Origin of the sequence: Streptomyces smyrnaeus, from assembly GCF_017676345.1 — a bacterium.
Lineage (GTDB): Bacteria > Actinomycetota > Actinomycetes > Streptomycetales > Streptomycetaceae > Streptomyces > Streptomyces smyrnaeus.
In genome coordinates this window covers 61,526-75,987 of record NZ_JAFFZM010000015.1, presented here as the reverse complement: position 1 = coordinate 75,987, position 14,462 = coordinate 61,526, and the positions used below count along the sequence as shown (strand labels likewise).

Here is a 14,462-nt window from a genome sequence, read left to right as displayed (position 1 = left end):
CCACCCTAGGTCAGACGGTCCAGGACGGCTCCAGGTCGATCACGTCTCCGGTGACGTGGGTGACGTCGGCCCCGGTCTGGGCACGCAGGGCCAGTCGCTCCACGCGCTCCACCCGGTACTTTCCGTATTCGGCGGTGGAGTCCCACATCGACAGGACCAGGAACTCGTCCTCCGTGTTCGCCTGGGCGAAGACTCCGCGGAGCATACCGGGGGAGCCTGCCATCGCCGGGTTCCACACCTTTTCCTGCATCAGCGTGTAGTGCTCGATCCGGTCGGGTCGCACCCGGCAGTGGGCCACGCGCAGCAGGTCCGCGTCGGTGAAGACGGGCCGGAAGCCGGTCTTCACGTCGAAGCGGTATTCGAAGAGCCGGACCTGCATCTCCTTGTAGGTACCGACCTGGGCGGCGTGCAGCCGGTCGTGCGAGCGCGCCATGAAGGAGTCGTAGAAGGCGCGGCTCTCCCAGAATCCGAAGAGGTGGACGACCCCTTCCCGGGACCGGCTCCAGCCACCGCCCTGCCCCCGGAAACCGGGCTCGCCGAGCAGCCCTGCCCATTTCCGCTGCGCCCGTACGAACCCCGGGCGATCGACGACGGTGCAGCGCATCCACTTGACCAGCACCGCGCCATCGTACGGCCATCCCAGTGACCCCCCACCCCGCACGACGGCGCCCTCGGGCCTCGTACTGATGTGCCCCACCGGGGCCTCGGGACCCGACATCTGCCGGGGCTGCACCTGCACCGGGGCGGGAACCGACCCTCGGCAGGGTCCGTCAGGAGGACAAGCCCGTCAGCGGAGCGGGCGGCCTGTTGAATGGCAGCCCGGGTTCACGGCACCAGATGAGGGAGCAGCCATGGGCGAGACCGAGAACATGCGACTGATGCGGCACATCTTCGCCGGACTGGTCGAGGGGGACGGCCGGCCCTTCGTCGAGAGCCTCGCCGACGACTTCCGCTGGACGATCATCGGCACGACGAAATGGTCCGGGACCTACGAGGGGAAACAGACCGTCCTCGACGAGCTCTTCCGTCCGCTGCTCGCCCAGTTTGCGGACACGTACACGAACACACCGCACCGTTTCCTCGCCACCGGCGATTGCGTGGTCGTGGAGTGCAGCGGCCGCGCCACCACCACGGAGGGGAAGCCCTACAACAACACCTACTGCTGGATTTGCCACATCGAAGGGGGAAAGCTGAAGGCGCTGACCGAGTACTGCGACACCGACCTGATAGCCAGAACGCTGGGGGACCCGGCCGATGTGACGCCTGCATGACCACGGCATCCGCGCCACCCGCGGCATGCACGACACGCGAGTGGGGAGTCGCTTTCCGCGACTCCCCACTCCGACCGGTCACCTACGCCTTAACGGCGTTCATTTTCAGCTGCAACCGCTGGTCGAACCGCAGCCCTCGCACAGGTAGCAGCTGCCCGCCCGGCGCATCTTGGTGCCGCAGGAGAAGCACAGCGGGGCGTCGGCGTTGAGGCCGAGCTGCATCTCCATCAGCTCCGTGGAGTTGTGGGCCTCCCTCGGTGCGGGCGTCGCGGCCTCGGGCTCGGTGGCCGTGCGCTGCGCGTCCTTGGTGTCCTTGGCCTCCTCCGCAGGCGCCGCCGACTGCTCGGCCTTCGGGGCCGACTGCGCCAGCGCGTCGGCGTCGAACTCCTCCTCCGTCGCCTCGTAGGAGCCCGTCTCCAGGTGGCGCTGGCGCTCGGCCGCCGAGTGGATGCCCAGCGCGGAGCGGGTCTCGAAGGGGAGGAAGTCCAGCGCCAGACGGCGGAAGATGTAGTCGACGATCGACTGCGCCATCCGCACATCGGTGTCGTCCGTCATCCCGGCCGGCTCGAAGCGCATATTGGTGAACTTCGAGACGTAGGTCTCCAGCGGCACGCCGTACTGGAGGCCGACGGAGACGGCGATGGAGAAGGCGTCCATCATGCCCGCCAGGGTGGAGCCCTGCTTGGACATCTTGAGGAAGACCTCACCGAGGCCGTCGTCCGGGTAGGAGTTGGCCGTCATGTAGCCCTCGGCGCCGCCCACCGTGAAGGAGGTGGTGATGCCGGGGCGGCCCTTGGGCAGCCGGCGGCGGACCGGGCGGTACTCGACGATCTTCTCCGGCTCGGGCGCCTCGGCCTTCTTCTCCTCCTTGGCCTTCGCCGACAGCGGCTGACCGACCTTGCTGTTCTCGACATAGACGGCCAGCGCCTTGGTGCCGAGCTTCCAGCCCTGGAGGTAGATCTCCTCGACGTCCTCGACGGTGCTGCTCGCGGGCATGTTCACCGTCTTGGAGATGGCGCCGGACAGGAACGGCTGCGCTGCGGCCATCATCCGTACGTGGCCCATCGGGGAGATGGAGCGCTCGCCCATGGCGCAGTCGAAGACCTCGTAGTGCTCGGGCTTGAGGCTGGGCGCGTCCACGACGTTGCCGTGCTCGGCGATGTGCTCGACGATCGCCTCGACCTGCTCGGGCTGGTAGCCGAGGCGCTTGAGGGCCTTGGGGACCGTGTTGTTGACGATCTGCATCGAGCCGCCGCCGACGAGCTTCTTGAACTTGACCAGGGCCAGGTCCGGCTCGACTCCGGTGGTGTCGCAGTCCATCATCAGGCCGATGGTGCCGGTCGGCGCCAGCACCGAGGCCTGGGCGTTGCGGAAACCGTTCTTCTTACCGAGCCGCTGCACGTCCTGCCAGGCCTCGGTGGCCGCCGCCCACACCGGGGTGTCGAGGTCGTCCATCCGGGTGGCCACGTCGTTGGCGTCGCTGTGCTGCTTCATGACCCGGCGGTGGGCCTCGGCGTTGCGGGCGTACCCCTCGTAGGGGCCGACAACGGCGGCGAGCTCGGCCGAACGCTTGTAGGAGGTGCCGGTCATCAGGGAGGTGATCGCACCGGCGAGGGCGCGCCCGCCGTCGCTGTCGTAGGCGTGGCCGGTGGCCATCAGCAGTGCGCCGAGGTTGGCGTAGCCGATGCCCAGCTGGCGGAAGGCACGGGTGGTCTCGCCGATCTTCTCGGTCGGGAAGTCGGCGAAGCAGATGGAGATGTCCATCGCCGTGATGACCAGCTCGGTGACCTTCGCGAAGCGCTCCGCGTCGAAGGACTGGTTGCCCTTGTCGTCGTCGCGCAGGAACTTCATGAGGTTGAGCGAGGCCAGGTTGCACGAGGAGTTGTCCAGGTGCATGTACTCGCTGCAGGGGTTGGAGGCGGTGATGCGGCCCGTCTCCGGCGAGGTGTGCCAGTGGTTGATGGTGTCGTCGTACTGGATACCGGGGTCCGCGCAGACGTGGGCGGCCTCGGCCATCTTGCGGAAGAGCTTCTTCGCGTCCACCTCCTCGACGACCTCGCCAGTCATCCGGGCGCGCAGCGCGAACTTCGAGCCGGACTCCACGGCCTTCATGAACTCGTCGTTCACGCGGACCGAGTTGTTGGCGTTCTGGTACTGGACCGAAGCGATGTCCTCGCCGCCCAGGTCCATGTCGAAGCCCGCGTCCCGCAGGGCGCGGATCTTCTCCTCCTCCTTGACCTTGGTGTCGATGAACGCCTCGACGTCCGGGTGGTCGACGTCCAGGACGACCATCTTGGCGGCACGGCGGGTCGCGCCGCCCGACTTGATCGTGCCGGCGGAGGCGTCGGCACCGCGCATGAAGGAGACGGGACCGGAGGCGTTGCCGCCCGAGGACAGGAGTTCCTTGGAGGAGCGGATGCGGGAGAGGTTCAGGCCGGCGCCGGAGCCGCCCTTGAAGATCATGCCCTCTTCCTTGTACCAGTCGAGGATCGACTCCATGGAGTCGTCGACGGACAGGATGAAGCAGGCGCTCACCTGCTGGGGCTGCTTGGTTCCGACGTTGAACCACACCGGGGAGTTGAAGGCGAAGATCTGGTGCAGCACGGCGTAGGCGAGCTCGTGCTCGAAGATCTCGGCGTCCTCGGGCGAGGCGAAGTACCCGTGCTTCTCTCCGGACGCCCGGTAGGTCTTCACGACGCGGTCGATCAGCTGCTTGAGGCTGTTCTCCCGCTGCGGGGTCCCCACGGCGCCGCGGAAATACTTGCTCGTGACGATGTTGACCGCGTTCACCGACCAGAAGTCGGGGAACTCGACGCCACGCTGCTCGAAGTTGATCGAGCCGTCGCGCCAGTTGGTCATGACGACGTCGCGGCGCTCCCAGGTCACCTCGTCGTACGGGTGCACTCCGGGGGTCGTGTGAATGCGCTCGATGCGCAGTCCGTTGTTCGCCTTGCTGCCCTTTGCGCGGGAGCCGCGTGCCGGGCCGCTCGTCGTCTCTGTCATTCCGCCTCCCTGTGTGGGGCATAACGCCCCAACATGCCCCGGTTCTTCCCCGAGAACTGTGCCTGTCTGATGACCCCGACACGGTGCGTGCCTGGGCCAGGTCTCTGTGTGTGCCGGGGTCCCGCCCCGGCCTGTGGGCCCCGCCGAGCGGGACCGGCCGCCGCTAGTCGGCGGCAGCGGTCGCGGGGGCGCCGTCGGCCCCGTCGGCCGGTCCGCCCCGGGAGTTCTCGCCCCGGGCCCCACCGCCGGTGGGCGAGGGCACCCCGGACGGCGCCGACTGCGCCTCTCCCCCGGCCGTCCGGCCCTTCGCGGCCCGACCGGTCTCCTCCGGGGCGCCGGTGTCCTCCCGCCCGGTGGCGGCCTCGTCCCCCTGCGTCTCGGGACCGGTGGCCCGCGGATGCGCCTGGCGCAGTTCGGCTATAGCCGCTTCGAAGTCCTCCAGGGATTCGAACGCCTTGTAGACCGAGGCGAAGCGCAGATAGGCGACCAGGTCGAGGTCCTGCAGCGGGCCGAGTATGGCGAGTCCGACGTCGTGCGTGGACAACTCTGCGCTACCGGTGGCCCGGACGGCTTCCTCGACCCGCTGCCCGAGCTGGGCGAGGGCGTCCTCGGTGACCGGGCGGCCCTGGCAGGCCTTGCGGACGCCCGCGATCACCTTGTCCCTGCTGAAGGGCTCGGTGACGCCACTCCGCTTGATCACTGTGAGTGACGCATTTTCGACGGTCGTGAAGCGACGGGAGCAGTGGGGGCACTGGCGCCGCCGCCTGATGGCCGCACCGTCGTCGGCCGTACGGCTGTCGACCACGCGACTGTCGGGGTGCCGGCAGAAGGGGCAGTGCATTGTTTTCCACCCTCCCAGGACCCCAGGGCCCTCACCGTGCATGACAGATCACGCCGCGACACCCCCGTCACAGGGGCCCCTCGACGAGCCACCAGCATAGGCGAAGTCCGCTCGGCGTGAGCACCCGGGGACACAACTTCTGGTGGCGCGCGCTCATCAAACCACTAGATCTGGTAGCCGATGGTCAAGTCGACCACGATCGCGTGTCGCCCCCCGGCGCGGCCCACGAGCCTACGCGAAGCGGGGCGGGGAAAGGGCGCCGGGGCACACCTGCCAGACTGTGCGGGACAGCGGCGGAGCATCGCGGGCGGAGACGGCAACGGACCGACCCGGTGACCGCGGGGCGGTGGTACCTCGAAACGGTGGCACGGCGGAACAAAAGTTCGACAACATTAGTGATTACGGACAGCGACGGGCGGCAACGGGAAACAGGACGCAGAAACACCCCGCGGCGGCAACACGCGCCGCTGAGAGAAACAACCGGGAAACGGTGTACGCGGTACATGTGGTGCGTGGGACGCACATGACACACATGACCTACCCGGCGTCCACACATTCCGAAAGGACCGCCGGGTCCGACGAGGCAGGCGGCGCGACCTATACACCCATCGAGCTGTAGAAGTCAGGCAAACTCCGGATTTTCACTCGAACGTGTGTTTGGCGCAACCTTTCGAAACCAACTACCGTTGTCCAGCTAGGGAGAACTTCTCGAGAGGGGCCGACGTGACCACGACCGCAGACAGCGCCACCATCACCTCCCAGAACCGCGCAGCTCAGGCAGCAGCTCAGGCAATTGACGAAATTCAGCCCGTGAATGACGCCATGAACGCAGAGATTCAGGAAGGCCAACAAGCGAAGCGTTCGCTTCCCGGCCGACCTCCAGGCATCCGCGCCGACAGTTCGGGGCTCACCGATCGGCAGCGCCGGGTGATCGAGGTGATCCGCGACTCGGTTCAGCGGCGCGGCTACCCGCCGTCCATGCGGGAGATCGGCCAGGCGGTCGGGCTCTCCAGCACCTCCTCGGTGGCGCACCAGCTGATGGCCCTCGAACGGAAGGGCTTCCTCCGCCGCGACCCGCACCGTCCGCGTGCCTACGAGGTGCGCGGCTCGGACGCTCCCAGCAGCACCCAGGCCGCCGCCGACACCACGGGCAAGCCCTCGGCCTCCTATGTACCGCTGGTCGGCCGTATCGCGGCGGGCGGACCCATCCTCGCCGAGGAGTCGGTCGAGGACGTCTTCCCGCTGCCGCGCCAACTGGTGGGTGACGGCGAGCTGTTCGTCCTCAAGGTCATCGGTGACTCGATGGTCGAGGCAGCGATCTGCGACGGCGACTGGGTCACCGTACGGCGCCAGCCCGTCGCGGAGAACGGCGACATCGTGGCGGCGATGCTGGACGGCGAGGCCACCGTGAAGCGGTTCAAGCGCGAGGACGGGCACGTATGGCTGCTGCCGCACAACTCCTCGTACCAGCCTATTCCCGGCGACGACGCGACGATCCTGGGCAAGGTCGTCGCCGTGCTGCGCAGGGTCTGACCCCCTCGCCTCCTCTCCACGGCGTACGACAGACCGTACGGGCCGCTGGTTCCTTCCACACCGGAACCGGCGGCCCGCCGTCGTGACCGGCCGCCCGCCGTCGTAGCGGACCCCCTCCCGCCGGACTCGCCCGCACGCCCCCCCACCGGCGCGCTTACGACTGCTTGGCCGCCGCGTCGATGGCAGCCAGCGAACGGCGGACCTGGTTGCGATCCGTCGTATACCAGAAGTCCGGCATCGAGGCCCGCAGGAAGCCGCCGTACCGCGCCCGCTCCAGCCGCGGATCGAGGACCGCGACCACGCCCCGGTCCCCCGTCGCCCGTACGAGCCTGCCTGCGCCCTGCGCCATCAGCAGCGCCGCGTGCGTGGCCGCCACCGCCATGAAGCCGTTGCCGCCGGCCTCTTCGACGGCTTTCTGCCGCGCGCTCATCAGCGGATCGTCGGGACGCGGGAACGGCACCCGGTCCATCACCACCAGCTGGCAGTTGGCGCCCGGCACATCCACGCCCTGCCACAGCGACAGCGTGCCGAACAGGCAGGTCTCCGCGTCGTCCGCGAACCGCCTGATGAGCTCTCCCAGCGTCTCCTCACCCTGGAGCAGGATGGGCAGCCCCAGACGGCCGCGAAGCTCCTCGGCGGCGGCCCGCGCTCCCCGCATGGAGGAGAAGAGCCCCAGCGTCCGGCCGCCGGCGGCCTCCACCAACTCCGCGAGCTCGTCCAGCATGTCGTTGCGCTGGGAATCCCGGCCGGGGGGTGTCAGATGTTTGGCGACATACAGGATGCCCTGCTTGCGGTAGTCGAACGGGGAGCCGACGTCCAGGCCCTTCCAGGGCGGCGTCTCGGCCTCCTCCTCGCCCTCGGTGTCACTCCCGATTCCCTCCGGGGCGAGGCCGAGTGAGGCTCCGACCCCGTTGAAGTCCCCGCCCAGTTTGAGGGTGGCGGAGGTGAGGATGACGGAGCGGTCGGTGAACAGCTTCTCGCGCAGCAGACCGGAGACCGAGAGCGGCGCCACCCGCAGCGAGGCCCCGTAACGCTCGTGCCGTTCGTACCACAGGACGTCGAACTCGGAGTGCTGAAGGATGCGTTCGGCCACGTCGTGCACGTTCTCGATCGAGGCCTTGGCCTGCTTGCGGACCGCGTCCTCGTCGGGCACGGACTTGTCGCGGGTGTTGCCCAGCGCGCTCAGGCAGGTCCGGCCGGCGTCCCGCAGCGCCATCAGGGCGTATTCCAGATCCTCCGGAACGCTCTCCAGCCGGCCCGGCAGCGCGAGCTCCATCAGCCGTTCGAAGGTCTCGGACGCGGTCTGGAGCTGGTCGGCCGCCTTCTCGTCCACCAGTTTGGCGGCGCGGCGCACCGCGCGGTTCACACTGCCGGGCGTGAGCTCCCCCGTCGCGACGCCGGTGACACGGGAGACCAGTTCGTGCGCCTCGTCGACGATGAGCACCTCGTGGCCGGGGAGCACCGGGGCCCCCTCGATGGCGTCGATGGCCAGCAGCGCGTGGTTGGTGACGATCACATCGGCGAGTTTGGCGCGCTCCCTGGCGCTCTCGGCGAAGCACTCGGCGCCGTATGCGCACTTGCTGGCGCCCAGGCACTCCCGGGAGGAGACGGAGACCTGGGCCCAGGCGCGGTCGGAGACTCCCGGCTTGAGGTCGTCGCGGTCGCCCGTCTCCGTCTCGTCCGACCAGTCGCGCAGCCGCAGCAGGTCCTTCCCGAGCTTGGAGGTGGGCGCCGCGCTCTCGAAGGGGTCGAAGAGCCCTTCCTCCTCTTCCTGCGGCACCCCCTCGTGGAGCCGGTGCAGACACAGATAGTTCGACCTGCCCTTGAGCATGGCGAACTCCGGACGACGGCGCAGCAGCGGATGCAGCGCCTCGACGGTGCGCGGCAGATCCCGCTCGACCAGCTGACGCTGGAGCGCGAGCGTGGCGGTGGCGACCACGACCCGCTCCCCGTGGGCGAGTGCGGGAACCAGATAGCCGAGCGACTTTCCGGTGCCGGTGCCCGCCTGCACGAGGAGGTGGCGGCCGGCCTCGACAGCCTCGGCAACGGCCTCGGCCATGGCGGCCTGACCTGGGCGTTCCGTGCCTGCGACGGCAGTGACGGCGGCCTGGAGAAGTTCGGTGACGGCGGGCTTGCTCATAGACCCGACACCTTACGCGGCGCCGCTGACACTCCGCTCCGTTGCTTCCCCCTGCGACCGGTTCCTTCCGGCCATGACCGGATCAGCCCGTCCACCTATCCACCGTGCACATCTGAGCACGCACGGTGTTCCCTGGTGCTCTTCGGGCACGGTGCCGCTCTTCACGCGGTGCGCACCGCCCCACTGCGTGTCCCCCTCCCCGTGCGGGTGCCGCCCTCAGTACAGCGGATTGCGCACCGTCCCGTGCACTGCGGCGTGCGGGCGCTCGGATCTGTCGCGGTAGCCGTCGGCGTGCAGCCGGTTGCGATTGAGGCACAGCCGTTCGATGCGCGGGGTCAGCAGGTCGAAGGTCTCGAAGCGCGACTTCAGTCCGGGGAAACGTTCGTGGTAGCGGTCGATCTCGGCCCGGGCGAGTGACCAGAAGTCGTCCTCGGGGACACCGAGTTGCGCCTCGCACAGCGGAGCCAGATAGCGGAAGACGCCCACGAAGAGCGCGGAGTGGATGAACTGGGTGAGGAACGTGGGCGGCTCGGTCAGCAGGACGTCCCGCACATCCTGCGGCATGGAGTCGAGCTCGGGCACCGGCTCGGCGCTGACGTTGACGTCGTCCACGAAGTCCTTGATGGCCAGCCGGACCGGTACGTCGTGCTCGTCGAAGACGACGATGGCGTTCTCCCCGTGCGGCGAGAAGACGGTGCCGTAGCGGTAGAGGAAGTGCAGCAGTGGCGGCAGCAGCGAGGCGAACAGGTGCCGGAGCCACACCTGGGGCTCCAGTCCGGAACGGGCTACCAGTTCGGCGGTGAAGGAGTTGCCGCGCACATCGGTGTGGATCAGGGAGGCGAGGGTGCGGGCCCGCTCGTCCGGGCCGAGCAGCGGGACGAGAGGTTCGCGCCAGATGCAGCCGAGCAGTTCGCGGTACTGGTACGGCGCGCCGTCCAGCGGTTCGTACACCGGGTGCGGGACAGCCATGGAGGCGACCTCGCCCAGCAGGATCACCCGGCACTCCTCGGACAGGAACGGGTCCTGATCGCGCAACCGCTGCACCCAGCCGGTGACCGACGGCGCGGCGACCGTGCGGTCCGTCGGGAGGCCGCGCCACACCAGGGTGTTGAGGATGGCAAGCGGCAGCTTGACGGTGTGCCGGTCCGGCCTGCTGACATTGAGGAACGTACGGATGGACTGCTGCGGCAGCCGCAGATCGCCGTCGCTGGGCAGGGGGAGGATCTCCTGCGCGGCCAGTTGCGCGGCGAACAGGGGCACGACGGTTTCGTCCCACTGCCAGGGGTGCACAGGCATGCAGAGGTAGTCGTGGGGTGCCAGCCCGCGCGAGCGCAACCGCTGGCGGAAGGCGGCGACCGCCTCGTCGCTCAGCTCGCGCGCGTACAGCCGCTCCGGGTCGGCCAGCCGGGGCACGCCGTTGTACTGCGCCAGGCGCCGGTGGACGGCCAGCCAGGGCAGTGGGCGTGCCGTGCGGACCTCCGGCGCCCAGCCTGCGGCGTCGCTGCCGGAGAAGCCGAGCCGTCCCTTGTTGGCGACCAGCCAGGGGTGTCCGGCCATGTGCCCCTCCAACTCGGCATAGCCCAGCGTGGCGAGGTCGGCGACGGGCAGGTCGGAGGCCAGCAGCTGGGTGTCGGCGGTGAGGGTGGCGGTCAGTTCGCGGAGATAGTGGCCGGCCGTCTCACCGCTCAGTCCCAGCAGCGTCCGGGCGCGGGAGACGAAGCCCAGCGGGTCCACTCCGGGCTCCAGCGACGAGTCGTCGACGCTCCAGTGGCCGTAGGCACCACGGCGCGCCCGGAAGCGGAGAGTGAGTTCGTCGTCCACGGGGAGGGCGTAGCACCCGGGTGCGGCGCCGGGGGCGGGTTGCGGCTGAAGGATCTCCTCGTAGGAGAACTCGGCGATCATCTTGGCGAGCAGCCGCCGGGACGCGCGGCTCCAGTGGTCGGGCCCCGATTCGAGGCCTGCGGGGACGGCTAGCGGCGCTACGTCATGGGAGGGGGAAGAGGAAGAGGATCGGGACACGGGAGTTGCTCCTTGTGGGAGGCGTGGATTCAGGTGACGGTGGCCGCGGAGCACGGGCCGCGGCCACCGGGTCAGAGCGCGTGGCGCAGCTCGCGGTCCCGCACCATCAGGGCCGCGCGCTTGCCGGGGAGCTGGATCTCGGCGCTGAACCGGAATCCCGCACCGAGGAAGGCGGCAACGGAGGGGACGTTGCGCACATCCGGTTCGGCCAGTACTCGCGTGCACCTGGGACGCCGGTCCAGGACGAGGTCGGCGACCGTGCGCAGCAGCAGCGTGCCGAGCCCTCCTCCGCGGTACGCCGCCGAGCCGATGAGCACATGCAGTCCGGTGTCGTGCGGCAGGACGCTGCAGTGCTGGGCGAGGGGGTCGAGGTCGGCGCGGTACAGCTCCCAGTAGCTCATGGGGGTGCCGTCCAGCACGCCGAGGCAGGGGACGCTGCGTCCGTCGCCCTCCAGCTGGGGGCGCAGATGGGACTCGGTGACGCGCTCAGGGCCGGCCAGCTCCCAGAAGGCCGCCACCGCGGGGTCGTTCATCCACCCGGAGACCAGCGACAGATCGGCGGGGAGACGTACGGGCAGGAGTTGGAACCGGCCCGCCTCGGTCGCGACAGCGGGCCACTTGGGGGGATGGTCGAGCGGGCTGGTGTGCGGCTCGTCGACGCGGGGGGCGTGAGGGGTGTGGGGGGTGTGAGAAGGCGGGGGGCTCTGCGAGGCCCGGGAGGCCTCTGGGGTGGGGGACGCAGAGGGGTCCTGGGACGGGGCCTCCGGTCCGGTGGGAAGCCCGAGCCGCTTCTGGAGCCGCCCCAGGTCGAGGGTGTCCTCGTTGGTGCGGCGCAGCGCTGTCCCGGCGGTGCCGAACGGAGCTGTGAGGGGGTCGTCGTTGCTGGTGCCGGAGCCGGGCGCCGCCGGGTCCGCGCCGGGGGAACCTGCCGGCGGTGCGGAGCCCGGCTGGGGGTGCGGCATGACGACGTCTCCTCTCGTGCGAGGGGCCGAGGGCCAGATGGTCAGAGGGTGAGGGGATTGACGAGGGTGACGTAGACGGACTGGGTGTCGACCGGGCCGACGAGCTCGTCCATGCCGTGCAGCCGGGTGAGCAGGTTCGCCTTGCAGCGCAGCGTCGGGGACTCCAGCAGCAGCGCGGGCAGCGGCGATGCCGGCTCCTCGCGTGCGGCGCCCTGCAGGATGCGGCGGAACGCCGCCAGCAGCAGCCGCTCGTCGGCGAGCTGCTGGGAGCCGAAGGCGCCGATGAGGCCGAGGACGTTGTTGATGCCCAGGTAGTAGGCGAAGCGCTCGTCGGTGACGTCGTCGGCGACGAAGGTGTCGCTCTCGACTCCGAGCCGCGCTCCCGGCAGCCGTCGGCTGAGCACCTCCCGATGGGAGGTGCGGAAGTAGTAGCCCTGGTTGTCCCGATAGCGCCCGCCTCGCGGCCAGCCCTGCGCGTCCAGCAGAACCAGGGTGTTCTGCTGGTGCGCCTCCAGGGCGATGCCTCCGTGTGCGTCCAGCCAGAGCACCGGTCGTACGACGGCGTCCAGATAGCGCAGGAACCACTCGGCGGCCACCGCCCCGACGGGCCGTCGGGTGTCCTGGGCGAGCGCGTGGACCACCCGGCCGAGCCGCGAGCGCAGCACACCGGTACCGGCACCGGCAACAGCGCCGTCATCGGCGTCAGCACCGGCACCGGGCGGGCCGTTCGGCCCGGCACCCGGCGGGGTGGGAACGGGCGCGGTCAGGCCGGCGAGACAGACGGCGTCGTCACCGGCGCCGAAGGGGTTGTGCCGGATGACGGTGTCGAAGCCGGGCAGCCGTCCCTCTCCGGGGACGTCGACGCCGAGCCAGGCGGGGTCGCGCACGATGTCGAAACCCGGGTGAGCCGCCCGCCAGGCACGGCCGAGGTCGCCACGGAGCAGCCGGTGCACCTCCACACCGCGCAGCAGTTCCTTGCGAAGGTTCTCGCGGCGGGAGTTGGTGATGCGCAGCCCGACGGAGAGCTTGAGCATCGCGACGCTGTCGGGCCGGAAGACGGTACGCACCGAAGAGGTGGGGCTCCAGGGCTCACCGGCCTGCCCCAGGTCGTGCAGCAGCCCCGCGTCCAGCAGCGCGCGGACAGCGGGACTGTGCCGTGCCTCCCTGGCCTGCCAGGGATGCAGGGGAAGGGGCACGTACTCCTCGGGCAGGCGCCCGGTCAGCGCCTGCCCGCTCATGCGCAGCGCGAGTTGGGCGGCGGAGACGGGCTTGCCGCGGTCCGTCCACGCGGAGTCCCCCGCCAGCACCGAGCGGTGGACGGCCATCCAGTGCAGCGGGAAGCTGCCGCGCAGCTCCGGAGAGTAGACCCCCTCCTCCGCGTCCGAGAGTCCTTCGCGGCTCTTGGGGGTGGGGTGCAGAGGGTGGCCGAAGATCAGTGCCTGCTCGCCGTCGAGGAACGGCCCGGTGCCGGGCGGCGGTTCGGGGTGGTCGCGACGGTCCGCGAGGAACCGCGCGGTGCGCTGCACGGAGTCGGCGACGCGGCCGACGAGCGCGGTGTGCTCGGCGGCCATGGCTCCCTCGCGCGCCTCGGCCCGACGGGCGGCGGCCTGCTTCGCCGCCTGCTCCGCGTCGCCGTCGGCTGCCACTCTGTCGTCGACCGGGTTGTCGTCGACCGGGTTGTCGTGGACCGGCGTGCTGTCGTCGGCGCCCTGGGCGGAATCCGCGGCCTCGCGTCCGGCCCCGTCTCCGGCCTCGCGTCCGGCGTGTGCGGCCTCGCGTCCGGCCCCGTCTCCGGCCTCGCGTCCGGCGTGTGCGGCCTCGCGTCCGATCAGTACGGCGACCGCGACCGCCTGCAGCGGTGCGGCGTCCCTGGGCGCCCCCTCCAGGTGCGGCGGATCGAAGCGGTGCCACCCGACGGGCGACCAGTGCCGTACCGGCACCAGCAGCGCGGTACCGCTGGCGGGCAGCGGGATACGCAGTACGCCGTTCCGGGGGCGGGCCGGAGCCGTCTCGCGCACCCAGCAGCGCAGCAGGTTCTCCAGTGCGGCCGCGTCCGCCGCCGCTCGGGGGTCGGGATGTTCCAGCGGGTCGCGGTGGCGCGCGGGTTCCCGGGGCGCCGTCGGTCCGTGGAGTGCCGTCGACTCGTGGGATTCCGTCGGTCCGGGGGTCGCCGTCGGTTCGTGGGGCTCCGGGATCCGGTGGTGTTCCGGCGGTTGGTGGTCCTCCGCCGCTTCGCAGGGTTCTGAGCCGGGTCCGGACCGATCGTGGGAGGCGGACCGTTCATCGGGGTCGGTCCGCTCGCCGGATTCGGGCGGTTCGCTGCCTTCCGGCAGCTCCGGGTGTTCCGACGCCTCGCGATACTGCGGATGTGCCCGGGGCTCCGGAGCTTCGCGTTGCTGCCCGGCCAGGCGCCGCTCCTGTTGCGGAACCGTCGGCTCGATCAGGTCGGCGAGCCTCCGACGGACCGGTTCCTTCGGCTCGTCGGCTCCGGAGCGCGCGTTCACTGGTGTCTCCTTAGCTGGTGTCGACCGGGCGCGCTGGGCAGCGAGCCACTGTCCCCCAGATGCATCAACGAAGTGAACGGCACGGGATCACGGGCTGGTTGGAGTTCGCTCCCTGGTTGCGGCGAAATGTGGGGCATTCCGGGGGCGCGTCGGGGCAGCGTGCGCGCCGGGGGGAACCGCTGACCCTGC

The 14,462-nt window shown here is 70.2% G+C and carries 8 protein-coding genes and 1 pseudogene; 2 read left to right on the top strand and 7 right to left on the bottom strand.

Annotation, left to right across the window (positions count from 1 at the left end; all coding sequences use genetic code 11):
* Positions 1 to 10: 10 nt before the first annotated feature.
* Positions 11 to 619, bottom strand: coding sequence for a YdbC family protein (locus JW613_RS23530; protein ID WP_099884800.1), 609 nt, complete (start codon positions 617 to 619; stop codon positions 11 to 13).
* A gap of 232 nt (positions 620 to 851) precedes the next feature.
* Here JW613_RS23530 and JW613_RS23525 point away from each other — a divergent pair, with 232 nt between their 5' ends.
* Complete coding sequence (locus JW613_RS23525; RefSeq protein WP_209212952.1) at positions 852 to 1,271, top strand: nuclear transport factor 2 family protein; 420 nt, start codon at positions 852 to 854, stop codon at positions 1,269 to 1,271.
* Between the two features lie 105 nt (positions 1,272 to 1,376).
* Here the strand turns inward: JW613_RS23525 and JW613_RS23520 are convergent, their stop codons facing one another.
* Both JW613_RS23520 and nrdR read right to left on the bottom strand, forming a co-directional pair.
* Positions 1,377 to 4,274, bottom strand: a complete 2,898-nt coding sequence (locus JW613_RS23520) for a vitamin B12-dependent ribonucleotide reductase (RefSeq protein ID WP_209212951.1) — start codon at positions 4,272 to 4,274, stop codon at positions 1,377 to 1,379.
* A 163-nt stretch (positions 4,275 to 4,437) separates the two neighbouring features.
* On the bottom strand, positions 4,438 to 5,115 hold the full coding sequence (gene nrdR / locus JW613_RS23515; RefSeq protein ID WP_209212950.1) for a transcriptional regulator NrdR: 678 nt from the start codon (positions 5,113 to 5,115) through the stop codon (positions 4,438 to 4,440).
* Between the two features lie 855 nt (positions 5,116 to 5,970).
* On the opposite strand from nrdR, the pseudogene lexA reads away from it, so the two are divergent.
* A pseudogene (lexA, locus tag JW613_RS23510) lies at positions 5,971 to 6,648 on the top strand (transcriptional repressor LexA); the annotation flags it as partial.
* Positions 6,649 to 6,802: 154 nt separating this feature from the next.
* Here the strand turns inward: lexA and JW613_RS23505 are convergent.
* The 4 genes from JW613_RS23505 to JW613_RS23490 all read right to left on the bottom strand — a co-directional run bounded on the left by JW613_RS23505 (position 6,803) and on the right by JW613_RS23490 (position 14,273).
* Positions 6,803 to 8,788: an ATP-dependent DNA helicase gene (locus JW613_RS23505; RefSeq protein WP_209212948.1), complete on the bottom strand. Its 1,986-nt coding sequence runs from the start codon at positions 8,786 to 8,788 to the stop codon at positions 6,803 to 6,805.
* Positions 8,789 to 9,004: 216 nt separating this feature from the next.
* Positions 9,005 to 10,807 (bottom strand): IucA/IucC family protein, encoded by a 1,803-nt coding sequence (locus JW613_RS23500; RefSeq protein WP_209212947.1) that lies wholly within the window; start codon positions 10,805 to 10,807, stop codon positions 9,005 to 9,007.
* A 71-nt stretch (positions 10,808 to 10,878) separates the two neighbouring features.
* Positions 10,879 to 11,769 carry a GNAT family N-acetyltransferase gene (locus JW613_RS23495; RefSeq protein ID WP_209212946.1) on the bottom strand — a complete coding sequence of 297 codons (891 nt, stop codon included), beginning with the start codon at positions 11,767 to 11,769 and terminating at the stop codon, positions 10,879 to 10,881.
* A 41-nt stretch (positions 11,770 to 11,810) separates the two neighbouring features.
* Positions 11,811 to 14,273 carry an IucA/IucC family protein gene (locus JW613_RS23490; protein ID WP_209212945.1) on the bottom strand — a complete coding sequence of 821 codons (2,463 nt, stop codon included), beginning with the start codon at positions 14,271 to 14,273 and terminating at the stop codon, positions 11,811 to 11,813.
* Positions 14,274 to 14,462: the final 189 nt, after the last annotated feature.